General features: G+C 68.0%; 22 protein-coding genes. 21 read left to right on the top strand and 1 reads right to left on the bottom strand.

The genetic code is table 11. The features are described from left to right. Positions 1-21: 21 nt before the first annotated feature. From alaS to nusB, 10 genes are all read left to right on the top strand, one after another. Positions 22-2703: an alanine--tRNA ligase gene (alaS, locus tag K254_RS0108440; protein WP_026554993.1), complete on the top strand. Its 2682-nt coding sequence runs from the start codon at positions 22-24 to the stop codon at positions 2701-2703. A gap of 11 nt (positions 2704-2714) precedes the next feature. Beyond that, positions 2715-3284 (top strand): Holliday junction resolvase RuvX, encoded by a 570-nt coding sequence (gene ruvX / locus K254_RS22485; protein WP_231391790.1) that lies wholly within the window; start codon positions 2715-2717, stop codon positions 3282-3284. After that, positions 3281-4603 (top strand): endolytic transglycosylase MltG, encoded by a 1323-nt coding sequence (locus K254_RS22480; RefSeq protein WP_051388988.1) that lies wholly within the window; start codon positions 3281-3283, stop codon positions 4601-4603. The genes ruvX and K254_RS22480 overlap by 4 nt, the downstream gene beginning before the upstream one ends. A gap of 1 nt (position 4604) precedes the next feature. After that, positions 4605-5522, top strand: a complete 918-nt coding sequence (locus tag K254_RS0108425) for a shikimate dehydrogenase (protein ID WP_231391789.1) — start codon at positions 4605-4607, stop codon at positions 5520-5522. Between the two features lie 32 nt (positions 5523-5554). Next, positions 5555-6754: a chorismate synthase gene (gene aroC / locus K254_RS0108420; RefSeq protein WP_026554991.1), complete on the top strand. Its 1200-nt coding sequence runs from the start codon at positions 5555-5557 to the stop codon at positions 6752-6754. Between the two features lie 80 nt (positions 6755-6834). Beyond that, positions 6835-7350 carry a shikimate kinase gene (locus tag K254_RS22475; protein WP_081710090.1) on the top strand — a complete coding sequence of 172 codons (516 nt, stop codon included), beginning with the start codon at positions 6835-6837 and terminating at the stop codon, positions 7348-7350. Then, complete coding sequence (gene aroB, locus K254_RS0108410; RefSeq protein ID WP_026554990.1) at positions 7347-8438, top strand: 3-dehydroquinate synthase; 1092 nt, start codon at positions 7347-7349, stop codon at positions 8436-8438. Before K254_RS22475 ends, aroB begins: the two co-directional genes overlap by 4 nt. Positions 8439-8440: 2 nt before the next feature. After that, the gene (locus K254_RS0108405) at positions 8441-8938 is read left to right on the top strand and encodes a hypothetical protein (RefSeq protein WP_026554989.1); all 498 of its coding nucleotides are present in this window, start codon (positions 8441-8443) and stop codon (positions 8936-8938) included. A gap of 196 nt (positions 8939-9134) precedes the next feature. Then, positions 9135-9698 (top strand): elongation factor P, encoded by a 564-nt coding sequence (gene efp, locus K254_RS0108400; protein ID WP_026554988.1) that lies wholly within the window; start codon positions 9135-9137, stop codon positions 9696-9698. Beyond that, positions 9698-10132, top strand: a complete 435-nt coding sequence (nusB, locus tag K254_RS0108395; protein WP_035749144.1) for a transcription antitermination factor NusB — start codon at positions 9698-9700, stop codon at positions 10130-10132. The genes efp and nusB overlap by 1 nt, the downstream gene beginning before the upstream one ends. Before the next feature lie 211 nt (positions 10133-10343). Here the strand turns inward: nusB and K254_RS22470 are convergent, their stop codons facing one another. Continuing rightward, positions 10344-11711 carry a PrsW family intramembrane metalloprotease gene (locus K254_RS22470; protein ID WP_051388986.1) on the bottom strand — a complete coding sequence of 456 codons (1368 nt, stop codon included), beginning with the start codon at positions 11709-11711 and terminating at the stop codon, positions 10344-10346. A gap of 139 nt (positions 11712-11850) precedes the next feature. Here K254_RS22470 and pyrR point away from each other — a divergent pair, with 139 nt between their 5' ends. From pyrR to coaBC, 11 genes are all read left to right on the top strand, one after another. Next, positions 11851-12441 (top strand): bifunctional pyr operon transcriptional regulator/uracil phosphoribosyltransferase PyrR, encoded by a 591-nt coding sequence (gene pyrR, locus K254_RS0108385; RefSeq protein WP_026554986.1) that lies wholly within the window; start codon positions 11851-11853, stop codon positions 12439-12441. After that, the gene (locus tag K254_RS22465; protein ID WP_051388985.1) at positions 12438-13475 is read left to right on the top strand and encodes an aspartate carbamoyltransferase catalytic subunit; all 1038 of its coding nucleotides are present in this window, start codon (positions 12438-12440) and stop codon (positions 13473-13475) included. The genes pyrR and K254_RS22465 overlap by 4 nt, the downstream gene beginning before the upstream one ends. Continuing rightward, positions 13472-14815 carry a dihydroorotase gene (locus K254_RS0108375; RefSeq protein WP_026554985.1) on the top strand — a complete coding sequence of 448 codons (1344 nt, stop codon included), beginning with the start codon at positions 13472-13474 and terminating at the stop codon, positions 14813-14815. Before K254_RS22465 ends, K254_RS0108375 begins: the two co-directional genes overlap by 4 nt. Continuing rightward, positions 14815-15336, top strand: coding sequence for a PH-like domain-containing protein (locus tag K254_RS0108370; protein WP_026554984.1), 522 nt, complete (start codon positions 14815-14817; stop codon positions 15334-15336). Before K254_RS0108375 ends, K254_RS0108370 begins: the two co-directional genes overlap by 1 nt. A gap of 17 nt (positions 15337-15353) precedes the next feature. After that, positions 15354-16580 carry a glutamine-hydrolyzing carbamoyl-phosphate synthase small subunit gene (gene carA, locus K254_RS0108365; protein ID WP_035749142.1) on the top strand — a complete coding sequence of 409 codons (1227 nt, stop codon included), beginning with the start codon at positions 15354-15356 and terminating at the stop codon, positions 16578-16580. After that, complete coding sequence (carB, locus tag K254_RS0108360) at positions 16580-19888, top strand: carbamoyl-phosphate synthase large subunit (protein WP_026554982.1); 3309 nt, start codon at positions 16580-16582, stop codon at positions 19886-19888. The genes carA and carB overlap by 1 nt, the downstream gene beginning before the upstream one ends. Beyond that, entirely contained in the window at positions 19881-20783 is a 903-nt protein-coding gene (gene pyrF, locus K254_RS22460) for an orotidine-5'-phosphate decarboxylase (protein WP_051388984.1), read from the top strand. The genes carB and pyrF overlap by 8 nt, the downstream gene beginning before the upstream one ends. A 121-nt stretch (positions 20784-20904) precedes the next feature. Then, entirely contained in the window at positions 20905-21225 is a 321-nt protein-coding gene (mihF, locus tag K254_RS0108350; RefSeq protein WP_026554981.1) for an integration host factor, actinobacterial type, read from the top strand. Positions 21226-21257: 32 nt separating this feature from the next. Beyond that, the gene (gmk, locus tag K254_RS0108345) at positions 21258-21821 is read left to right on the top strand and encodes a guanylate kinase (protein ID WP_035749813.1); all 564 of its coding nucleotides are present in this window, start codon (positions 21258-21260) and stop codon (positions 21819-21821) included. 33 nt (positions 21822-21854) lie between these two features. Then, positions 21855-22118 (top strand): DNA-directed RNA polymerase subunit omega, encoded by a 264-nt coding sequence (rpoZ, locus tag K254_RS0108340; RefSeq protein ID WP_026554979.1) that lies wholly within the window; start codon positions 21855-21857, stop codon positions 22116-22118. A 6-nt stretch (positions 22119-22124) separates the two neighbouring features. Further along, positions 22125-23363, top strand: a complete 1239-nt coding sequence (gene coaBC / locus K254_RS0108335; RefSeq protein WP_026554978.1) for a bifunctional phosphopantothenoylcysteine decarboxylase/phosphopantothenate--cysteine ligase CoaBC — start codon at positions 22125-22127, stop codon at positions 23361-23363. The last annotated feature ends 55 nt before the right edge of the window (positions 23364-23418 follow it).

Below are 23418 nucleotides of genomic sequence, written 5' to 3'. Positions count from 1 at the left end.
AACGAAGGGTCCACCAGGATTATGAAGTCCCACGAAATCGCACGCCGCTGGATTGAATTCTTCAGCTCCAAGGGCCATACGCCCGTGGAGTCGGCGTCGCTGGTGTCCTCGGACCCGTCACTGTTGTTCACCGTTGCCGGCATGGTGCCGTTCATTCCGTACCTGACCGCCCGCGAAGAGGCCCCGTTCCCGCGCGCCACCAGCGTGCAGAAGTGCATCCGCACCGGTGACATCGAAGAGGTGGGCAAGACCGCCCGCCACGGCACGTTCTTCCAGATGTGCGGCAATTTCTCCTTCGGCGACTACTTCAAGCGCGAGGCCATCGGCTACGCCTGGGAGCTGCTGACCACCTCCGTACAGGACGGTGGCTATGGCCTGGACAAGAGCCGTCTGTGGGTCACCGTCTACCAGGACGACGACGAGGCCGCCGTCCTCTGGGAAGAGGTTGCCGGCATGCCCGCCGAGCGCATCCAGCGCATGGGCATGAAGGACAACTACTGGTCCACCGGCCAGCCCGGCCCGGCCGGCCCCTGCTCGGAGATCTACTACGACCGCGGCCCGTCCTACGGCCCCGAGGGCGGCCCCGCCGTCGACGATGTGCGCTACATCGAAATCTGGAACCTCGTGTTCATGCAGTTCCAGCGCGGCGAGGGCATCGGCAAGGACAACTTCGAGATTCTGGGCGAACTGCCCAAGAAAAACATCGACACCGGCCTGGGTCTGGAGCGCCTGGCGCTGATCCTGCAGGGCGTGGAGAACTTCTACGAGACGGACCAGGTCCGCCCCGTGCTCGATGTTGCCGCCCAGCTCTCCGGCAAGGAATACACCTCCGCCGAGACCGCCGAGGACCCGCACCACACGGACGACGTCCGCATGCGCGTGGTGGCGGACCACATCCGCTCCGCGCTGATGCTGATCGCCGACGGCGTCACCCCCTCCAACGAGGGCCGCGGCTACGTGCTGCGCCGCCTGATCCGCCGTGCCGTGCGCGCCATGCGCCTGCTCGGCGTCGAACGCGCCTGCCTGCCGGAGCTGCTGACCGCCTCGCGCGACGCCATGAAGGGCGCCTACCCGCAGGTCGCCAGCGACTTCGAGCGCATCAGCCGCATCGCCTATGCCGAAGAGCGTGCCTTCCTGCGCACCATTGCCAGCGGCACCGCCCGCCTGGAGGAGGCCGTCAAGGAATCCAAGGCAGCCAACACCCAGCTCTCCGGCGCGGATGCGTTCGCTCTGCACGACACCTACGGCTTCCCGATCGACCTGACGCTGGAAATGGCCGAAGAGGCCGGACTGGCCGTGGATGAGGCCGGCTTCCGGTCCCTGATGCTCGAGCAGCGCCAGCGCGCCCAGGCCGATGCCCGTGAGAAGAAGAGCGGCCACGCCGATCTGACAGTCTTCCACGAGCTCCTCGCCAAGGGTGAGACTGTCTTCACCGGCTACACCGAGCTTGAGGGCGAATCCCGCGTCCGCTCGATCCTCTCCGGCGGCAAGCCGGTTGGCTTCGCCTCGACCGGTGATGAGATTGAGATCGTCCTGGCGGAGACCCCGTTCTACGCCGAGGCCGGCGGCCAGGCTGCCGACACGGGTCTGATCACCGGTGACGGCTTCGTCGTCGAGGTTCTGGATGTCCAGAAGCCCATCAAGGGCCTGAGCGTGCACAAGGCAGTGGTCCGCGAGGGCGAGCTGCCGGCAGACGCTATGGTGCGCGCCGCTGTGGACAGCGAACGCCGCCACGCCGCGGAGCAGGCACACACCGGCACGCACATTGTGCACGCCGCCCTGCACCAGATCCTCGGCCCGGAAGCGCTGCAGCGCGGTTCCTTCAACAAGGCCGGCTACCTGCGCTTCGACTTCTCCTGGGGCGAAGGCCTCAGCGCCGCCACGCGCTCGGAGATCGAGGAAGTGTCCAACATCGCCATCCGCAACAACTACCAGGTGCAGACCAAGGTCATGGCCCTGGATGAGGCCAAGGCCCTGGGCGCCATGGCACTGTTCGGTGAGAACTACGGTTCCGAGGTCCGCGTGGTGGAGATCGACGGCGCCTGGTCCCGTGAGCTTTGTGGTGGTACGCACGTGGACAGCACATCCCGCATCGGCAGCCTGACCCTGTTGGGCGAAGGCTCCGTGGGCTCCGGCAACCGCCGCGTGGAAGCCTTTGTCGGCATGGATGCGTTCCGCCACCTGGCCGCCGAGCGTGCCCTGGTCAGCGAACTCACCGACATGCTCAAGGTGCCCTCCAACCTGCTGCAGGAGCGCATCGCTGCCACCCTGGCCAAGTTGAAGTCGGCGGAGAAGGAGCTCGAGCGCCTGCGCAAGGAACAGCTCACGGCCGCCGCCGCCAACCTGGTCTCCACGGCCCGCGATGCCCGCGGCGTCAGCGTGATCGCCCACGATGCAGGCCAGATCGGCGGCGCGGAGGATCTGCGCGCGCTGGCCCTGGATCTGCGCAACCGCCTGGGCTCCGCCCCGGCCACCGTGGCAGTTGCCGGCGTGGCCAATGAGCGCCCGATGGTGCTGGTGGCCACGAACGAGGCCGCCCGCGCCGAGGGCGTCAAGGCCGGTGCCCTGGTCAAGCTTGCCGCCGGCATCCTTGGCGGCGGCGGTGGCGGCAAGGACGACGTCGCCCAGGGCGGCGGCAGCGATGCGTCCAAGGTGGGGGCCGCGCTGGCTGCCATCACCGCGGCCATCGACACCCGCTCCTAGGCATGGGCGCGATGGCGTATCCGAAGGGGCCCAAGCTGGGCGTGGACGTGGGAACCGTCCGCGTCGGCCTGGCCGCCTGCGATCCCGATTCCATCCTGGCGACTCCGGTGCGCACCGTGGGCCGGGACGTGAAAAAGAATTCGGACATCGCCATCGTGCTGCGGGAGGCCCGCGAGAGGGCGGTCGTGGAAATTTTTGTTGGCCTTCCGCGAACACTCAAGGGCGCCGAAAAGGCCTCGGCCGAGATGGCCAGAACCTACGCAAACCTGCTGGTTGGCGCGCTGGCGGCGGCCGAAATGGCCGTGCCGGTGCGCCTGGTTGACGAGCGTTTGAGCACCGTTTCCGCCCACCAGGCGCTGCACGCGGCTGGCATGGACAGCCGCGACCACCGTAAAGTGGTGGATCAGGTGGCCGCCGCAGGCATCCTCCAACATGCCATTGACATGGAGAAGTCGCGGGGCACCACTGTGGGAACCCTGGTTCCCGCGCCCACCACCGTGGCTTTGGGGAGCACCGGTGCCCCGGACCGAGGTAAGGATGATCAGATTAGTCCCGTCGCATCCCCAGGAACTGTGCTGTGAGCCATCTCTTTCCGGAGCACCAAGCACCGGAGCGTGGTGAGGGCCGCCGCCGGAACCGCCAGGTGCATCCGGATGCAACCGCCGAGACCGAATACGCGGGCCCGGAGGCCTACGCGGAGCACCAGGTCTACGACGAGCACGCTGCGTACGACGAGCACGCCGAGCACGCTGCGTATGACGAGCACGCCGTCTACGAGGACGAGCCCGTATACATCGAGGAGTCCGCGCCCAGCCGCCGCTCGCGCCGTGTCTCCAAGCGCGTCAAGCGCCGCCGCCGCACGCTGGCCTTCCTGGTGGTCCTTGCCCTCTTCGCCGGCGTCGTATTCTTTGTTGTCCAGGCCGTAACGCCCATGCTGGCCGGCCCCAGCGCCACCGACTATCCGGGCCCCGGCCACGGATCCGTCAGCTTTGTCGTGCCCGAGGGCGCCACCGGCCGCACCGTTGCGACGGCCCTGACCGAGCAGGGTGTGGTGGGCAGCGATGTCGCCTTCCTCAACGCTCTGGCCGCGGCCAATGCCAGCGGCTCGCTGCAGCCGGGAACCTTCACCATGAAGCTGGAGATGAAGGCCGCCGACGCCGTCACCCTGCTGACTGCCGCCGGCGGCGACAAGGTCCACTACGCGGCCATTGACCAGAATCTGCGCCAGAGCGATGTGCTGCCGCTGTTGGCCAAGGCCACAGGCATCGACGTCACCGCCTTCACTGCCTTGGCAGCCACGCCCGCCACCTTCGGTCTGCCGGCCGAGGCCAAGAGCCTGGAAGGGTATCTGGCCCCGGGGGAGTACCGCTTCCCGATCGAGATGACCGCCCAGGAGATCCTGGCCCAGCTGGTGAAGACCACCACCGATGAACTGGTGTCGGCCGGCGTCACAGCCCCGGCCGAACAGTACCGGGTGTTGACAGTGGCCAGCATCATCGAGGCCGAGGGAAATGCGGACAACTACGCGATGATCTCCGGAGCCATCGAGAACCGGCTCAACAAGGCCAACGCCGAGACCGGCGGACGCCTGGAATCTGATGCCACGGTGGCCTACGGACTGGGCATCAAGACCTACAACATCTCCGATGCCCAGAAGGCTGACAAGTCCAACCCGTACAACACCTTCGCCAACCCGGGGCTGCCCGCGGGGCCGATCGGGTCGCCGAAGATGGCCGCCATCACTGCCGGCGCACATCCGCAGGCCAACCCGTACTACTTCTGGGTGACGGTTGATCTGGATACGGGCGAGACGCTGTATGCCACCACCTTCGCAGAGCACTTGAAGAACGTTGCCAAGTACACCGCCTGGTGCACGGCGCATGAAGGGAAATGCACTTAACGTGAGCGTTTTGGCATCCAATGGCTCGCCGGCCTCGCCGGCGGGCCGGGCCGCTTTGCACCGCGGCGCGGTTCTGGGCCACCCGATCGGCCACTCCAAGTCCCCGGCCCTGCATCGTGCCGCCTACCGGCTGCTGGGCCTGGACTACGGGTACACGGCCATCGACGTCGAACAGGATGGCATCGGTGCGCTGGTGGAGTCCGTCCGCAGCGACGGGGATTGGTACGGCCTCTCTGTGACCATGCCCCTGAAGAACGCCGTCATCGACTCCCTTGACGCGCTCAGCGAGACGGCGGCAGTTCTGGGATCGGTCAACACCGTTGTCACGGAGCGCTCCGGTGCCGCCGCGGGGACGCTGACCGGCCACAACACCGATGTGGCAGGCATCGTCAACGCCCTCAAGCACGCCGGGGTGGGTGCGGCGCCGAAGGCCGCGATCCTTGGCGGCGGCGGCACGGCCGTCTCGGCGGTGGCGGCGCTTGCCGCTCTGGGCGCGCCCGGCGTCGACGTCTATGTCCGCGATGTGGCCAAGGCCGCTTCCACTGCCGATGTGGCCGAGGCCGTGTCCCTGCCGTGCCGGCTGGTGCCCTTCGACGGCGCGGCAGCCGCGTTGGGCGGGTATGACGTCGTCATCACCACCCTGCCGCCGCGGGCGGCGGATCCGCTGGCCGAGGCACTGCCCGAGGGCAGCTGCGAGGGGCGCTTCCTGCTGGACGTCGCCTACGATCCGTGGCCCAGCGCCATCGCCGCGGCGTGGTCCGCGCGGGGCGGCAGCATTGTGCCCGGAATCGAGATGCTGCTTTACCAGGCTGTGGAGCAAGTCAAACTTTTCACCCCGGAGGGCACTTTCGCCCCGGCCGGGACCGAAGCGGACGTCATCAATGTGATGTGCGACGCAATCGGCTTGGCCCGGCGCTAGCAGGGCAGGCCACTCATGGCAGGATGGATTCTATGTTGCGTTGGTTGACCGCCGGTGAGTCTCATGGCCCGGCACTCGTGGGAATTATTGAAGGCGTGCCGGCCGGCGTTGAGCTGACCAGCACGGCGATCCAGGAAGCGCTGGCCCGCCGCCGGCTTGGCTATGGCCGCGGCGCTCGGATGAAGTTTGAGCAGGACGTCGTCACGATCCTGGGCGGCGTGCGCCATGGCCTGACCCAGGGCGGCCCGGTGGCCATCCAGATCGCCAACTCCGAATGGCCCAAGTGGGAGCAGATCATGTCTGCCGACCCTGTGGACCCCGCCATTTTGGCCGACCAGGCGCGCAATGCTCCGTTGACGCGCCCGCGTCCGGGCCACGCCGATTTCACCGGCATGCAGAAGTACGGCTTCGACCAGGCCCGCCCCGTGCTGGAGCGCGCCAGTGCCCGCGAAACCGCCGCACGGGTGGCCCTGGGCGCCGTCGCCGCCTCGATCCTGAAGTCGCTGGGCATCGATTTGGTCTCCCACACCGTGGCGATCGCCGCCGTCGAGGTTCCCGAGGGCTCCGACTTGCCGCACCCGGCCGACGTCGCGGCTCTGGACGCCGATCCGCTGCGCTGCTTTGACGAAACCACCTCCGCCGCCATGGTGGCCGAAGTGGACGCCGCCCACAAGGAGGGGGAGACCCTCGGCGGCATTGTCGAGGTGCTTGCCTACGGCCTCCCGCCGGGACTGGGCAGCTACGTGCACTGGGACCGCCGCCTTGACGCACGCCTGGCCGGTGCCCTGATGGGCATCCAGGCCATCAAGGGCGTGGAGATCGGCGACGGCTTCCGCACCGCCGCACGCCGCGGCTCGGCAGCCCACGATGAGATCGAGCGCGACGCCGAGGGCACCATTGTGCGCACCTCCAACCGCGCCGGCGGCATCGAAGGCGGCATGAGCATTGGTGATGTGCTGCGCGTCCGTGCGGCCATGAAGCCGATCGCCACGGTGCCCCGCGCCCTGAAGACCATCGACATCGCCACCGGCGAGCCCGCCAAGGCCCACCACCAGCGCTCCGACGTCTGCGCCGTGCCGGCTGCCGGCGTCGTCGCCGAGGCCATGGTCGCCCTGGTGCTGGCCGACGCCGTTGCCGAGAAGTTCGGCGGTGACTCCATCGCCGAGACCTCGCGCAACCTGGCCAGCTACCTGGCCAACATCCCCTCGGCCCTGGACACCCTGGGGCAGTGACCTCCTCCGAGCGTCCTGCCGGCTCCGCCCCGGCGGCGCAGGCCTTTGTGCCGCGCCGCACCATCGTCCTGATTGGGCCGATGGCCGTTGGCAAGTCTGCCATCGGGGCGGAACTGGCGGCCGCGCTGGGACTGGCGTTCGTCGATTCCGATGCTCTGGTGGTGGCCAAGCATGGCCCGATCCCGGAGATTTTTGCCAGCCGCGGGGAACGGCACTTCCGCCAGCTGGAGGCCAAGGCCATCGCCGGCGTGCTGGATCCGGAGTCCGGTGCCCCGGCCAAACCCCGCGTGCTGTCCCTCGGTGGGGGAGCCGTGCTGGATTCGGGCACCCAGCAATTGCTGGCCCGGGCCACGGTGGTCCACCTCGACGCCGATCTTGAGACAGTGCGCGATCGGATCACCCGCAACACCGGCCGGCCGCTGCTGGCGGAGGATCCGCTGAGCCGCTGGCAGGAGCTCGCCGCGGTCCGCACCCCCGTCTACGAGCGGCTCGCGGACATCACCCTGGACGTCCGCCACGGCACCGTCCCTGAATTGGTGGCCGCCCTGGCCACCGCCCTGAACACACACCCGCACCATCAGATCGGACCATCGTGAGCAGCAGTTCCACCATCATCCAGGTCACCGGTTCCGCCCCCGCGGACAACTACGACGTCGTCGTCGGCCGCGGACTGCTGGCCCAGCTCCCGGCGCTGCTGGGCGAGCGCGTCCGCCGCGTCCTGGTGGTCCACCCGCGCGCCCTGCGCCTGACGGGCGACACCGTCCGCGACGAGCTGGCCGCGGCCGGCTTCACCGCCCTGACGGCGGAGATCCCCGACGCCGAGGAGGGCAAGCACATCCAGGTTGCCGCCTTCTGCTGGCAGGTGCTGGGACAGAACGATTTCACCCGCTCGGACGCCATCGTGGCCGTTGGCGGCGGTGCCGTGACGGACCTGGCGGGCTTTGTCGCGGCCACCTGGCTGCGCGGCGTCAAGGTTATCCACATGCCCACCTCGCTGCTGGGCATGGTTGACGCTGCCGTGGGCGGCAAGACCGGCATCAATACCGCCGAGGGCAAGAACCTCGTGGGTGCGTTCCATCCGCCGGCTGCCGTGTTGGCCGATCTGGACACCCTCGCCACGCTGCCGCCGAATGAGCTGATCTCCGGCATGGCCGAGGTGGTCAAGTGCGGCTTCATCGCGGACCCCGCGATCCTGGAGATCATCGAATCCCAGCCCGAGGCCGTGAAGGACCCCGGCTCCGCCGCCGTCCGCGAGCTGATCGAGCGCGCCATCGCCGTCAAGGCCAAGGTGGTCTCCGAGGACCTGAAGGAAGCGGGCCTGCGCGAGATCCTCAACTACGGCCACACTCTGGGCCACGCCATCGAGCTTGTGGAGCGCTACTCCTGGCGCCACGGTGCCGCCGTCTCCGTGGGCATGATGTTCGCCGCCGAGCTGTCCCGCAGCGTGGGACGCCTCGCCGACGACGTCGCCGACCGCCACCGCACGGTGCTCGAGGGCCTGGGGCTGCCGACCACCTACCGCAGGGACCGCTGGCAGGGCCTGCTGGACGGCATGCGCCGGGACAAGAAGTCCCGCGGCGACCTGCTGCGCTTCGTGGTGCTGGACGACGTCGCCAAGCCCGGAATGCTCGACGTGCCTGACACGTCGCTGCTCTTTGCCGCCTATCAGGAAATAGCCTCCTAGCCATGGCGCTGAAGGATTGGCCGTACGCAGGGTTCCCGGGCATCGCCGTCAACCCCCGCACCCTGGTGCCGGAGGTTGTCGACGAGGAGGAGTGCGCTGCAGCTCTGGCGCAGTCCACGGACCCGGCGGATGAGGTCTTTGTGCTGCTGGCCCAGGGCCGCGTCGCGGAGGCCGCCGAAGCGGCCGCGGAGGCACGGCTGAAGGACCCCGATTCCTTCCGGCTGCAGGTGTACGACGCGGACATCCTGCGTGCCACCAAGCAGACGGCGTTGGCCCTGCAGCGGCTGAAGGCCCTCGGTGCACGGGTGGCCAACACGCCCGATGAATCCTGGGTGCACCACCAGATGGGCAAGGTCCACTTCGGCGCCGGCAACTACGAGGCCGCGGCCCGGTCCTTCGCCACCGCACTGGAGCAAAGGGTCGCCGCCGGGGCCGATGCTGCGGCCATCTACTCCTCCACGGTGTCCCTGCGCCGGGCCCGGGATCTGGCCGAACAGTAGCCTGAACAGAGGCTTTGGCCGGGTGCCGCCGTCGCGCATTCGGCTCTGCTGGCTGGAGCAGGTAGAATGGACAATGGATTTTTGATATTTCATCCCCGCACCAGCCCAGGTTCCGCATTATGCGGTTCCCGGAGGCCGGACAACAGGGGTCAATAGCCTTCTCCTGCGGGCAGCGGCACTACAAAAGAGGAAACCAGTGGCAACAACTAACGACATCAAGAACGGCACGGTTCTCAAGCTCGAGGGCCAGCTCTGGAACATCATTGAGTTCCAGCACGTCAAGCCGGGCAAGGGTGGCGCGTTTGTGCGCACCAAGATGCGCAACGTCATGTCGGGCAAGGTTGTTGACAAGACGTTCAACGCCGGCCTGAAGATCGAGACCGCCACGGTTGACCGCCGCGACTTCCAGTACCTGTACCAGGACGGCGCCGACTACGTCTTCATGGACACCCAGGACTACGACCAGATCACGGTTCCGGCCGAGACCGTGGGCGACGCAGTGAACTTCATGCTGGAAAACCAGAACGTGAACATCGCCATCCACGAGGGTGCTCCGCTGTACATCGAACTGCCGGCCTCCGTGATCCTGCAGATCACCTACACCGAGCCGGGCCTCCAGGGCGACCGCTCCTCCGCTGGCACCAAGCCGGCCACGCTGGAAACCGGCTACGAGATCCAGGTTCCGCTGTTCGTCGAGAACAACACCCGCGTCAAGGTCGACACCCGCGACGGCAGCTACCAGGGACGTGTCAGCGAATAGTGGCAGCCGATCCATCACGGTCGACTTCGGCCAGAAGCAAGGCGCGCCGCCGGGCTTTGGACCTCTTGTTTGAATCCGAGCAGCGCTCCGTCTCCGTCTCCAGCGCGCTGAAGCAGCGCCGCGAGAGCACCGACCAGATCATCAACGTGTACACCGTTGATGTCATCGAAGGTGTCACGGAAATGCAGGAAACCATTGATGAGTTCCTGCAGACATACTCCCAGGGCTGGACCCTGGACCGTATGCCCGCTGTGGACCGCATCATCCTGCGCATCGGTGCCTGGGAACTCCTCTACAACGACGACGTTCCCGACGGCGTGGCGGTGAGCGAGGCCGTTGAACTGGCCAAGATGCTCTCCACCGACGAGTCGCCCCAGTTCATCAACGGACTGTTGGGCCGCTTGCAGCAGCTCAAGCCCACGCTGCTGGCCTAAGGCCCAGCACGGCTTACGACGACGGCGGTGGTGCCGGGACACGTTCCCGGCACCACCGCCGTCGTTCGTTTAACGCCTCCCGGGACGCCCCACTGCTGCCGGGACGCAGTTCCCCTTCCAGGATGCGTCTACGACTGCGTCCTGGAAGGGATGGTGCGTCGCCAGCGATCGTTGGCCGGGGATGCGTTCCTCGCGCGTGGTTCCAACGGGCTCAGCCACCGGGGTGCGGGGGCTGTGATGCGTAGCGGGCCATCATGGCTTGCTGGGCGGCGGCCTGTTGGCGGGCAAGGACCGTGGCACGGGCGTCGGTGGTGCGGCGGAGCAGGATGAGTTCGCTGCTGATGGCCTCATGGGTCCGGGCCGCTGCGGCGGGGGACTGGCGCTGCCGCGAGCCGACGAGGATCCGCTGCCGGTTGAACGCTAGCCTGGTGGCCAGCATGATGAGGCGGCGCATGTCCTTGGCTGCGCCGAAGGTGCCCGCCCAGGCCAGGGCGCGACGGCGGCCGGCACCTGTGCCGAGCATCGGCACCTCCTGGGGGTGGATCCAGCCGGAGGGCACGTAGTCCGAGAGCCTGTTGCGCGTCAGTTTGGCCTCCGAGCGGCGCAGCATGATGATGCCCACCACGTAGATCACGAAGATCGGCATCTGCAGCGCACCATAGACCAGGAAGAAGTTCTCGTTGATCAGCGAGCTCGCATTCCACAGCCCGTGCAGGAACATGGCCGGGACCAGGCCCACAAACCACGCACCGACCACCAGCGGGGTTCCGCCGTAGCGGGCCGCGTAGCCCACCACGGCACCCAGCGTGGCGGTGAACATCACATGCGCAAAGGGGCTCATCAGGCCGCGGACCAGGAAGATCAGCACCAGGCCCACGGCGGCGTCGGCCTCTTCCGCCACCAGCGTGGAGCTGAAGTAGAGGATGTTCTCGGTGAAGGCGAAGCCGGCGGCGATGGTGCCGGCGTAGACCACGCCGTCGATGGGTCCGTCAAAGGTGCGCCGGCGCAGAAAGAACAGCAGCAGCACGCCCAGGCCCTTGGAAGTCTCCTCCACCAGCGGTGCCTGGAGAACGGCGCCCACGGTTTCCGGATCGGTCATGGCGGCACCCTCCAGGAGCAGCGGCTGCACCCACTGGCCCACCACCAGCGAGGTGATGATGCTCATGCCCGCGCCCCAGCAGAACGCGAACAGCAGGGCGCCCTTGGGCTCCGGCTCCCAGCGGTCCACCCAGTACAGCGTCAGCAGGCAGATGGTCAGTGGAATCAGTGCCAGAGCGCCACAGATGAGGAACACGCTGGCGCCCAGCGAGGCAGCGAAGAAGGCCAGGGTGATGGCCGTGACCAGCGCCACAGCAACTATCAGAATGATGTTGATCACGCGGCCGGGCCGCCGGGGCTTGCGTCCCGGTCCGCCGGGGGTGGTGGGCTGGTGCCAATACTGCAGCGGTGCCGCCCGGCCCGGGACGACGGCGCCGCCGGCCACGCCGCGCTCGGCCGGGCTCAGCGGTGTCTGGGCATAGGTGGGCTGCTGCTGCGGCGCCCCCGGTGGAGGGGTCTGCCAGGAGCCGGGATCAGTCATGGAACCCACACTAGGGCCGGGCCGGGGCGGCGCCAAGACACTATTGCTGCGCGGCGGGCCGTGGCGCGCCTATGGTACTTTTGGAAGGCAATAATCCTTTTAATTCCGTCCAGTGAGGCGGGGAAAGGGGACGCGAGGCATGAGCAGCAATGCAGCACCGGCCAACGCGCCGCGGGTGGTACTTTCCGCGGCGGACATCGACCGTGCACTTACTCGTATCGCCTATGAAATCCTTGAGGCCAACAAAGGCTCCAAGGACCTTCTTCTGTTGGGCATCCCCCGCCGCGGCTTCCCGCTGGCGCAGCGCCTGGCCCGCAAGATCGCCGCCACGGACCCCACTGTGGACGCCGCGGCCATCGTCGGCCAGCTGGATGTGACAATGTTCCGCGATGATCTGGCCCACCAGCCCACCCGCGCCCCCCAACGCACGGCCCTCCCCGCCTCCGGCATTGACGAGAAGATCGTTGTCCTTGTTGACGACGTCCTCTACTCCGGACGCACCATCCGCGCCGCCCTTGACGCCCTCGTCGACGTCGGCCGCCCCCGCGCCGTGCGGCTCGCCGTCCTCGTTGACCGCGGCCACCGCGAGCTCCCCATCCGCGCCGACCACGTCGGCAAGAACCTCCCCACCTCCTCGTCCGAAAAGGTGCGCGTGCGCCTGGATGAGATCGACGCCGTTGCCGGCCAGGAAGGCACTGTGGATTCCGTCATCATTGAGGCAGGCGCATGAGGCACCTGCTGTCCACCGAGGACCTCTCGCTGGAAAACGCCGTGCGCATCCTCGACACCGCCGAGGAAATGGCCGCGGTGGGGGAGCGGGAGGTCAAGAAGCTCCCCGCCCTGCGCGGCCGCACCGTGGTGAACCTCTTCTTTGAGGACTCAACGCGCACCCGCATCTCCTTCGAGGCCGCCGCCAAGCGCCTCTCGGCCGATGTCATCAACTTCGCGGCCAAGGGCTCCTCGGTGTCCAAGGGCGAGTCGTTGAAGGACACCGCCCAGACGCTGGAAGCCATGAGCGCCGACGCCGTCGTCATCCGCCACTGGGCCTCCGGCGCCCCGGCGCAGCTGGCCAACTCCGGCTGGATCGACGCCGCCGTCATCAATGCGGGCGACGGCACGCACGCCCACCCCACCCAGGCGCTGCTGGATGCCTTCACCATGCGCCGCCACCTGGCCAAGCTGGCCGGGACCTCCTCCATCGGCGCGGACCTGACCGGCATGCGCGTGGTGATCGCCGGAGACGTGCTGCACTCCCGCGTGGCCCGCTCCAATGTGTGGCTGCTGAAGACCCTCGGCGCCGAGGTCACGCTGGTGGCCCCGCCCACGCTGCTGCCCATTGGCGTCGAATACTGGCCGTGCAAGGTCAGCTACGACCTGGACTCCGTGCTGGCCTCCGGTGTGGACGCCGTGATGATGCTGCGCGTCCAGGCCGAGCGCATGAACGATTCCTTCTTCCCCTCCACCCGTGAGTACTCCCGTCGCTGGGGCTTCGACGACGCCCGGCTGGCCAAGCTGGACACGCTGGGCCTGAAGGACACCATCATCATGCACCCGGGCCCGATGAACCGCGGCCTGGAGATCTCCTCCGCCGCCGCCGATTCCCCCCGCTCCACGGTGCTGGCCCAGGTGCGCAATGGTGTGTCCGTGCGCATGGCCACCCTCTATCTGCTGATGTCCGGGGAACTGCGCGAGAACGCCCCCGCCGCCGGGACCACCCCGAACGAGACCACCCTGAACGGGACAACACTGAAGGAATTCGCATGAGCACCGCCACACCCACCACGGGCACCTACCTCATCCGCCAGGCCTCGGTGCTGGGCGGCGACGCCGCCGATCTGCTGATCCGCGAAGGCGTCATTGCCGAGATCGGTGCGGACCTGCTGGGCACCCCCGCCGCAGCGGGCGCCACAGTCATCGAGGCCGAGGGCCTGGTTGCCCTGCCCGGGATGGTGGATCTGCACACCCACCTGCGCGAGCCCGGCCGCGAGGACGCCGAGACCGTTGAAACCGGCACCCGCGCCGCGGCCCTGGGCGGCTTCACCTCCGTGCACGCCATGGCCAACAGCTCGCCCGTGGCGGACACCGCCGGCGTGGTGGAGCAGGTCTACTCGCTGGGCAAGGAATCCGGCTGGGTGGACGTCCGCCCGGTGGGCGCCGTGACGGTGGGTCTGGCCGGCAAGCAGCTGGCCGAACTCGGTGCGATGGCCGATTCCCGTGCCCGCGTGCGCGTCTTCTCCGACGACGGCATCTGCGTCTCGGACCCGGTGCTGATGCGCCGCGCCCTGGAATACGTCAAGGCGTTCGACGGCGTCATCGCCCAGCACGCCCAGGAACCGCGCCTCACCGAGGGCGCCCAGATGAACGAGGGCAAGGTCTCCTCGGTGCTCGGCCTGGCCGGCTGGCCCGCCGTCGCCGAGGAAAGCATCATCGCCCGCGATGTGCTGCTCGCCCAGCACGTGGGCTCGCGCCTGCACGTCTGCCATGTCTCCACTGCCGGGTCGGTGGAGATCATCCGCTGGGCCAAGGCCCGCGGCATCAACGTCACCGCCGAGGTCACCCCGCACCACCTGTGGCTGACCGAGGAACTGGTGCGCTCGTACAACCCGGTCTACAAGGTCAACCCGCCGCTGCGTGCGGATGAGGACGTCCAGGCGCTGCGTGCGGCCCTGGCTGACGGCACCATCGACATCATCGGCACGGACCACGCGCCGCACCCGGACGAGGCCAAGGCCTGCGAATGGGCCCAGGCCGCCATGGGCATGACGGGTCTGGAAACGGCCCTCTCCGTGGTGCAGCACACCATGATCGAAACCGGTCTGATGAGCTGGGCCGACTTTGCCCGCGTCACCTCCTTCGCCCCCGCTGCCATCGGCCGCCTGGCGGACCAGGGCCGGCCGCTGGAGGTGGGCGAGCCCGCCAACCTGGTGCTGGTGGACCCGGCCGCCCGCTGGACGGTTGACCCGGCGAAGATGGCCACGAAGGGCCGCAACTCGCCCTTCGCCGGCCGCGAACTGCCCGGCGCCGTCAAGGCCACCTTCTTCCGCGGCCACCCCACGGTGCTCGACGGCGTGCTGAACACCCCCTACCCGGGCAGCGCCTCCTGATGGGGGACCGCCTCCTGCCCACCGTGCTGACGGCGCTGCTGGTTGTGGTGGTCTTCGCCCTGATCGGTCTGGGCTGGCGCAACCGGCTCAAGCGCCAGCAGACGGTGGCGGGGCTGCCGGAGGTTCCTGCCGGGCTGGGCGAGCCGCTGCTGGCTGTGGCCGGCACCTATGTGGCCACCACCTCCGCGGGGGACTGGCTGGACCGGATCGCCGTCCACGCGCTCGGCATCCGGACCACCGCCACGGTGGAGGTCCACCCGGCCGCGGTGCTGATCCGCCGCTCCGGAGCCCCGGACCTCTACATCGACGCACAGTCGCTGACGGAGGTCCGGCTGGAGAGCGGCATGGCCGGCAAGTTCGTCGAAAAGGACGGGCTGGTGGTGCTGGGCTGGACGCTGGGGGAGACTCCGGTGGACACCGGATTCCGCACCAGGGCCGCCGCCGAGAAGACCCCGCTGCTGCACTCCCTTGAAAATTTGGTGCCACCCCATGGCACAACGACTGAATCCACACAGGCATGAACGGAAAGAATAAGTCCATGACACAAGAGTCCACGACACAAGAATCGGCTGAATCCACCACGCCTGTGCACGCACCGAGCAGTGCTGCACTGCTGGTCCTGGAGGACGGGCGGATCTTCCGCGGCACCAGCTACGGTGCCCAGGGCACCGCGTTGGGCGAGGCCGTCTTCGCCACCGGCATGACCGGCTACCAGGAGACCATCACGGACCCCTCCTACGCCCGCCAGCTGGTGGTCCAGACCGCTCCGCACATCGGCAACACCGGTGTGAACGCCGAGGACGCCGAGTCCCGCCGCATCTGGGTGGCCGGCTACATCGTCCGCGACGCCGCCCGCCGCCCCTCCAACTGGCGCTCCGAGCGCAGCCTCGATGACGAGCTGGTGGCCCAGGGCATCATCGGCATCCAGGGTGTCGACACCCGCGCCATCACCCGCCACCTGCGCGAGCGCGGCGCCATGCGCGCCGGCATCTTCTCCGGTGCGGACGCCAAGGCCACCGAGGCGGAACTGCTGGCCATCGTGGCCGCCAGCGCCCCGATGGAAGGCGCCCGCCTGGCCGAAGAGGTCTCCGTGACCCAGTCCTACGTCGTCGAGCCCGCCGACTACGGCTGGGAGGGTGAGGCGAAGTTCGCCATCGCCGCCATCGACCTGGGCATCAAGGCCATGACCCCGCAGCGCTTCGCCGAGCGCGGCGTGCGCGTGCACGTGCTGCCGGCCACCGCCACCCTCGAGGACATCCAGGCCGTCAACCCCGACGGCGTGTTCCTCTCCAACGGCCCCGGCGACCCCGCCACGGCCGACGCCCAGGTGTCGCTGCTGCGCAAGGTGCTCGATTCCGGCACGCCGTTCTTCGGCATCTGCTTCGGCAACCAGATCCTGGGCCGCGCCCTGGGCTTTGGCACCTACAAGCTGCGCTACGGCCACCGCGGCATCAACCAGCCTGTGCTGGACCGCAAGACCGGCAAGGTGGAGATCACCAGCCAGAACCACGGCTTCGCCGTTGACGCCCCCAAGGACGGGCCTGTCACGGCTCCGGAGGAGCGCTTCGGCCGTGTCGAGGTCAGCCACGTCTCCCTGAACGACGACGTCGTCGAGGGTCTGGCCTGCCTGGACATCCCGGCCTTCTCGGTCCAGTACCACCCCGAAGCCGCCGCCGGTCCGCACGATTCCGCGTACCTCTTCGACCGCTTCATTGACCTGATGGCTGACACCGCAGCCAAGACCCAGACTGAGGATAAGAACTAATGCCCAAGAGAGAAGACCTGAAGAGCGTTCTGGTCATTGGCTCCGGTCCCATTGTGATCGGCCAGGCTGCGGAGTTTGACTACTCCGGAACGCAGGCACTGCGCGTGCTCAAGGAGGAGGGCCTGCGGGTCATCCTGGTCAATTCCAACCCGGCCACCATCATGACCGACCCGGAGTTCGCCGACGCCACCTACGTGGAGCCGATCACCCCCGAGGTCGTTGAGAAGATCATCGCCAAGGAGCGCCCCGACGCCGTCCTGCCCACCCTGGGTGGCCAGACCGCGCTGAACACCGCCATTGCGCTGGACAAGAACGGCGTGCTGGCCAAGTACAATGTTGAGCTGATCGGCGCCAACATCGCCGCCATCGAGCTCGGCGAAGACCGTGAGAAGTTCAAGGGCGTCGTGGAGCGCTGCGGTGCCGAGAGCGCCCGCAGCCACATCATCCACACCATCGACGAGGCACTCGTCGCGGCCGAGGACCTGGGCTACCCGATGGTGGTCCGCCCGTCCTTCACCATGGGCGGCCTGGGCTCCGGCCTGGCGTACAACGAGGATGACCTGCGCCGCATTGTCGGCCAGGGCCTGCAGTACAGCCCCACCACCGAGGTTCTGCTCGAAGAGAGCATCCTGGGCTGGAAGGAGTACGAGCTGGAGATGATGCGCGACAAGAACGACAACGTCGTCGTCGTGTGCTCCATCGAAAACTTCGACCCAGTGGGCGTCCACACGGGCGACTCCATCACGGTGGCCCCGGCCCTGACCCTGACGGACCGCGAGTACCAGCGCCTGCGCGACATCTCCATCGCCGTCATCCGCGAGGTTGGCGTGGACACCGGTGGCTGCAACATCCAGTTCGCCATCGAGCCGGACACCGGCCGCGTCGTCGTCATCGAGATGAACCCGCGCGTGTCCCGTTCCTCCGCGCTGGCCTCCAAGGCCACCGGCTTCGCCATCGCCAAGATCGCCACCAAGCTCTCCCTGGGCTACACGCTGGACGAGATCCCGAACGACATCACGCAGAAGACGCCGGCCTCCTTCGAACCGACGCTGGACTACGTTGTCGTCAAGGTTCCGCGCTTCGCCTTCGAGAAGTTCCCGGCGGCGGACCCCACGCTGACCACCACCATGAAGAGCGTCGGCGAGGCCATGGCCATGGGCCGCAACTTCACCGAGGCCCTGCAGAAGGCCCTGCGCTCCCTGGAGCAGAAGGGTGCCAGCCTGGACTTCAGCTCCGTCAACGAGCTCGATGTGCCGGATCTGATCGAGGCCGCCAAGCGCCCGACGACGGACCGCCTCTCCCAGGTCCAGCGCGCCCTGCTGGGCGGCGCCACCGTGGAGCAGCTCTACGCCGCCACCGGCATCGACCCCTGGTTCCTGGACCAGCTGGTGCTGCTGAACGAGATCGCCGTCGAGATCCGCCACTCCACCGCCCTGACCCCGGAGATGCTCCGCCGCGCCAAGCGCCACGGCTTCTCCGATGAGCAGATCGGCGCGCTGACGCACAACTCGGAGTCCGTGGTCCGCGGCGTCCGCCAGGCCCTGGGCATCCGCCCGGTCTACAAGACGGTTGACACCTGCGCCGCCGAGTTCGCCGCGTACACCCCGTACCACTATTCCTCCTACGACGAGGAGGACGAGGTTGCGCTGCACGCCAAGCCGTCCGTGATCATCCTCGGCTCCGGCCCGAACCGCATCGGCCAGGGCATCGAGTTCGACTACTCCTGCGTCCACGCCTCCATGGCGCTGCGCAAGGCCGGCTACGAGACCGTCATGGTCAACTGCAACCCGGAAACCGTCTCCACCGACTACGACGTCTCCACCCGCCTGTACTTCGAGCCGCTGACGCTCGAGGACGTGCTGGAGGTCATCGCGGCCGAGGAGCGCACCGGCGGTGTCATGGGCGTCTTCGTCCAGCTCGGCGGCCAGACCCCGCTGAAGCTGGCCCAGGCCCTGGCCGACGCCGGTGTCCCGATCCTGGGCACCTCCCCGGAGGCCATCGACCTGGCCGAGCACCGCGGCATGTTCTCCCGCGTGCTGGACAAGGCCGGCCTGATCGCCCCGAAGAACGGCACCGCCGTCTCCTTCGAGGACGCCAAGAAGATCGCCGATGAGATCGGCTACCCCGTGCTGGTCCGCCCGTCCTACGTGCTCGGCGGCCGCGGCATGGAGATCGTCTACGACGAGGCCAACCTGTCCCGCTACATCAAGAACGCCACCGAGATCACCGAGGACCACCCGGTGCTGATCGACCGCTTCCTGGAAGACGCCATCGAGATCGACGTCGACGCGCTCTTCGACGGCAAGGACATGTACCTTGGCGGCATCATGGAGCACATTGAAGAGGCCGGCATCCACTCGGGCGACTCTGCCTGCGTGCTGCCTCCCATCACCCTGGGCAAGGACGTGCAGGACCGTGTCCGCACGGCCACCCGTGCCATCGCCGAGGGCGTGGGCGTGCGCGGCCTGATCAACATCCAGTTCGCCCTGGCCTCCGACGTCCTCTACGTGCTCGAGGCCAACCCGCGTGCCTCCCGCACGGTGCCGTTCGTCTCCAAGGCAACCGGCGTGCAGATGGCCAAGGCTGCCGCACTGATCGGCGTGGGCGTCTCCATCGCCCACCTGCGCAGCGTGCACCACATCCTCCCCGAAGAGGGCGACGGCGGCTCGCTGCCGGACCACGCCCCGGTGGCCGTGAAGGAGGCAGTGCTTCCCTTCAGCCGCTTCCGCACCCCCGAGGGCACGGTTGTCGACTCCCTGCTCGGCCCGGAAATGCGCTCCACGGGCGAGGTCATGGGCATCGACAAGCACTTCGACACCGCCTTTGCCAAGAGCCAGTCCGCTGCCAACAATGCCCTGCCGACCTCCGGCAAGGTGTTTGTCTCCGTGGCCAACCGCGACAAGCGTGCGGTGATCATGGGCGTCAAGCGTCTGGCAGACCTCGGCTTCGAGATCATCTCCACCGGTGGCACCGCCGATGTCCTGCGCCGCAACGGCATCCAGGCCACCACGGTCCGCAAGGTCACCGAGGGAACCTCCGCCGACGGCGAGGGCACCATCACCGATCTGATCAACAACGGCGAGATCGACATGGTCTTCAACACGCCCTCCGGCGGAGACGCCCGCAGCGATGGCTACGAGATCCGCGCCGCAGCCACCTCCCACGGCAAGCCCTGCATTACCACGGTTGCCGAGTTCAACGTGGCGGTGCAGGCGATCGAGGCCATGCGCTCCTACGAGTGGTCCGTGACCTCCCTGCAGGAGCACGCTGCTGCACTCAAGGCCGGCCCGGTGGCAGCGGATGCCTAGCGATCCCGCTGGTCGAGCTCGTCGAGACCCGTTCGACGGCGCCGGTGCCCCCGGCGCCGTCGGGCGGACGCCCTTCGGTGAGCGCCTCTCCGCAGCCATGGAGCGGCTTGGCCCGCTGTGTGTGGGCATTGACCCGCACCCGGCGCTGCTGGCCTCCTGGGGCCTGGCGGACAACGCCGAGGGCCTGCGCACCTTCTCCCAGACCGTGCTGGAGGCCGTGGCACCATTGGCCGCTGCCATCAAGCCGCAGGTGGCGCTCTACGAGCGCCACGGCTCGGCCGGTCTGGCCGCGCTGGAGGAGCTGCTGGCTTCCTCGGCCGACGCCGGTGTGCTCACCATTGCCGACGCCAAGCGTGGAGACATTGGCTCCACCATGGCCGGCTATGCCGATGCCTGGCTGCGTGACGGCTCGGCCCTGGCTGCGGACTCGGTGACCCTGAGCCCGTACCTGGGCTTCGAATCCCTCCGCCCGGCACTGGACCTTGCGGCCGAGGCCGGCCGCGGCGTGTTTGTGCTCGCGCTGACCTCCAACCCGGAGGGTGCGTCGGTCCAGCATGTGGGCGGCGCCGAATCCGTGGCCAAGCGCATTGTGCAGGCCGCCGCGGCGGAGAATCTGCGCTACGCCGGCAGCATGGGGTCCGTGGGCCTCGTGGTGGGTGCCACGGTGGGCACCGCGCTGGTGGATCTGGGCATTGACCTGGCCGCCGTGAAGGGGCCCATCCTGGCTCCCGGACTGGGTGCCCAGGGTGCGACAGGTGCCGATATGCGGGCCACTTTTGGCGACGCATACCCGCTGGTTCTTGGGACCTCCAGCCGCGGCATTCTGGCCGCGGGACCCTCTGTGGCGGGCCTGCGCGCCGCCACGGTGGAGACACTGGCCACACTGGCCCTCTAAAGGACCATCTGCGCACCGGGGTGGATTGATTTTGCCGCCCCGGTGCGGATAGGTTCTAAAGCACGCCCTAAGAAGCTTGCCCCAAACACCAGTGCACCGCGCGTGCCCCGAGGAGGACCTTGTGAGTTTGCGCCCCCTGAGCGCTGAAGAGCGCTCAGCAGCCCTGGCCAAGGCCGCCGCTGCACGTACGGTGCGGGCCGAGCTGAAGGAACGTCTCAAGACGGGCCAGAACACTGTGGCACAGGTCCTTGAGGCCGCCGACAGCGATCCGGCCGTAAGCCGGTTGAAAGTCACCGAATTATTGGAAGCCCTGCCGGGCATTGGAAAGGTACGTGCCACTGTGATCATGAATGAGCTGGGCATTGCGTCAACGCGCAGGCTCAGGGGATTGGGTGTGCACCAGCGCAAGGCCCTGGTCAACTTTGTGGAGCGCACCGCGTGACCTCCTCTGTGAACCCCGCCGCGAAGCCGTACATGGGCCTGACGGTTCTGGCCGGGCCCACCGCCGTCGGCAAGGGCACCGTCTCCACCTTCATCCGTGACAACTACCCCGAGGTGTGGCTGTCCGTTTCGGCCACCACCCGCGCGGCCCGTCCGGGCGAGGTCGAAGGGGTCCACTACTTCTTCAAGTCCGCCGAAGAATTTGATTCCCTGATCGCCGACGGCGACTTCCTGGAGTGGGCAGTGGTCCACGGCCAGAACCGCTACGGCACGCTGCGCTCCACGGTGGAGAACGCCGTCGCCGAGGGCAAACACGTGCTGCTGGAGATCGATCTGCAGGGTGCCCGCCAGGTGAAGGAGGCCCTCCCGGGGGCCCAGTTTGTCTTCCTGGCTCCGCCCAGCTGGGACGAATTGGTGCGCCGGCTTGTGGGCCGCGGCACGGAAACTGCCGAAGAACAGCAGCGTCGGCTGGAAACCGCTAAACTGGAACTTGCTGCCGAGCCGGAGTTTGACCACACCATCGTCAACGATGAAGTGCGCCGCGCGGCAGCCGAGCTTGTTACATTGATGGGGCTGACCCCCAATCACGCCGATTGAGAGTCAGCCTTCCCCACAAATTTTGGAGAAATAGTGTCGAACCAACTCGAAGGCATCATCAACCCGCCGATCGATTCCCTGCTGGAAGCAGCGGACTCGAAGTACGGGCTGGTCATCTTCGGTGCCAAGCGTGCCCGCCAGATCAACGCCTACTACGCCCAGCTGCACGAGGGCCTCTTTGAGTACGTTGGCCCGCTGGTGGACACCAAGCTGAACGAGAAGCCCCTCTCCATCGCGCTGCGCGAAATCAACGAGGGCCTGCTGGTTTCCACGCCCATCGTCGAAGAGGCTAAGTAAGTCCACGTGGTCTCCCACACGATTGTCCTGGGGGTGGGCGGCGGCATCGCCGCCTACAAGGCGGCATCCCTGCTTCGGCTTTTCACCGAGGCCGGGCATTCCGTCACAGTGGTTCCCACGGAGGCTGCAACCCGCTTTGTCGGTGTGGCCACCTGGGAGGCACTCTCCGGGCATAGTGTGACCAACAGCGTTTTTGACCTCGTGGAGAAGGTCAACCATGTGCATCTTGGCCAGACGGCGGATCTGATCGTGGTGGCTCCGGCCACCGCGGATCTGCTGGCCAAGGCCGCCGCCGGGCGTGCCGATGATCTGCTGACCACCACGCTGCTGATGGCGCGTGGCCCGGTGCTGTTCTCCCCTGCGATGCACACGGAAATGTGGCGCCACCCCGCCACGCAGGACAACGTGGCCACGCTGCGCCGCCACGGCGCGCATGTGCTAGACCCGGTGGTCGGCCGGCTGACCGGGCCGGATTCCGGCCCCGGCCGGCTGCCCGAGCCGTTGGAAATCTTTGAAGCGGCCATGGAGCTGCTCGCCGGCTTGTCCGACGACGGCGCCCCTGCCCGGACGCTGGCCGGCCGGCGCGTGGTGATCACCGCCGGCGGCACCCGCGAGCCGCTGGACCCGGTGCGCTTCCTGGGCAACAGGTCCTCAGGCAAGCAGGGCGTCGCCCTGGCCGCCGCGGCACTGGCCGCCGGCGCCGAGGTCACCCTCGTGGCAGCGCATCTGGAGGTGCCCGCCCCGGCCGGTGCCGGCGTCGTCGCTGTTGAAACGGCGCTGGAGCTGCGCGAGGCGACCCTGAAGGCCGCGGTTGACGCGGATGTGGTCATCATGGCCGCGGCAGTGGCGGACTTCCGCCCCTCGGTGAACGCCACCACGAAGATCAAGAAGCGCGACGACGTCGCCGATCCCGTCATCACCCTGGTCCGCAACCCGGACATCCTCGCCGAGCTCGGCGCCACCCGCTCCGACCGCAAGCCCGGCCAGTTGATTGTCGGCTTTGCCGCCGAAACGGGCGACGACGGTGGCACGGTGCTGGACTACGCAACCGCCAAGCTTGAACGCAAGGGGGCGGACCTCCTGGTGGTCAACGAGGTGGGCGGCGGCAAGGTGTTTGGCCAGGACGAGAACCAGGTCACCATTTTGGCCCGCGGCTCCACCAGCCAGGTGAAGGCCGGCGGTTCCAAGGACGAGGTGGCAGTCGCCGTCGTCGCCCTGGTGGCCACCCGGCTTGCCGGAACCTGACCAGCCGGAACCTGGCCGTCCGGAACCTCACCGGCCGGGCCCACTGGCGGCGTGC

Source organism: Arthrobacter sp. 35W (genome assembly GCF_000482545.1).
Lineage (GTDB): Bacteria > Actinomycetota > Actinomycetes > Actinomycetales > Micrococcaceae > Specibacter.
Note: the sequence above shows the minus strand (reverse complement) of the source record. Positions and strands in the feature narration are given on the sequence as shown.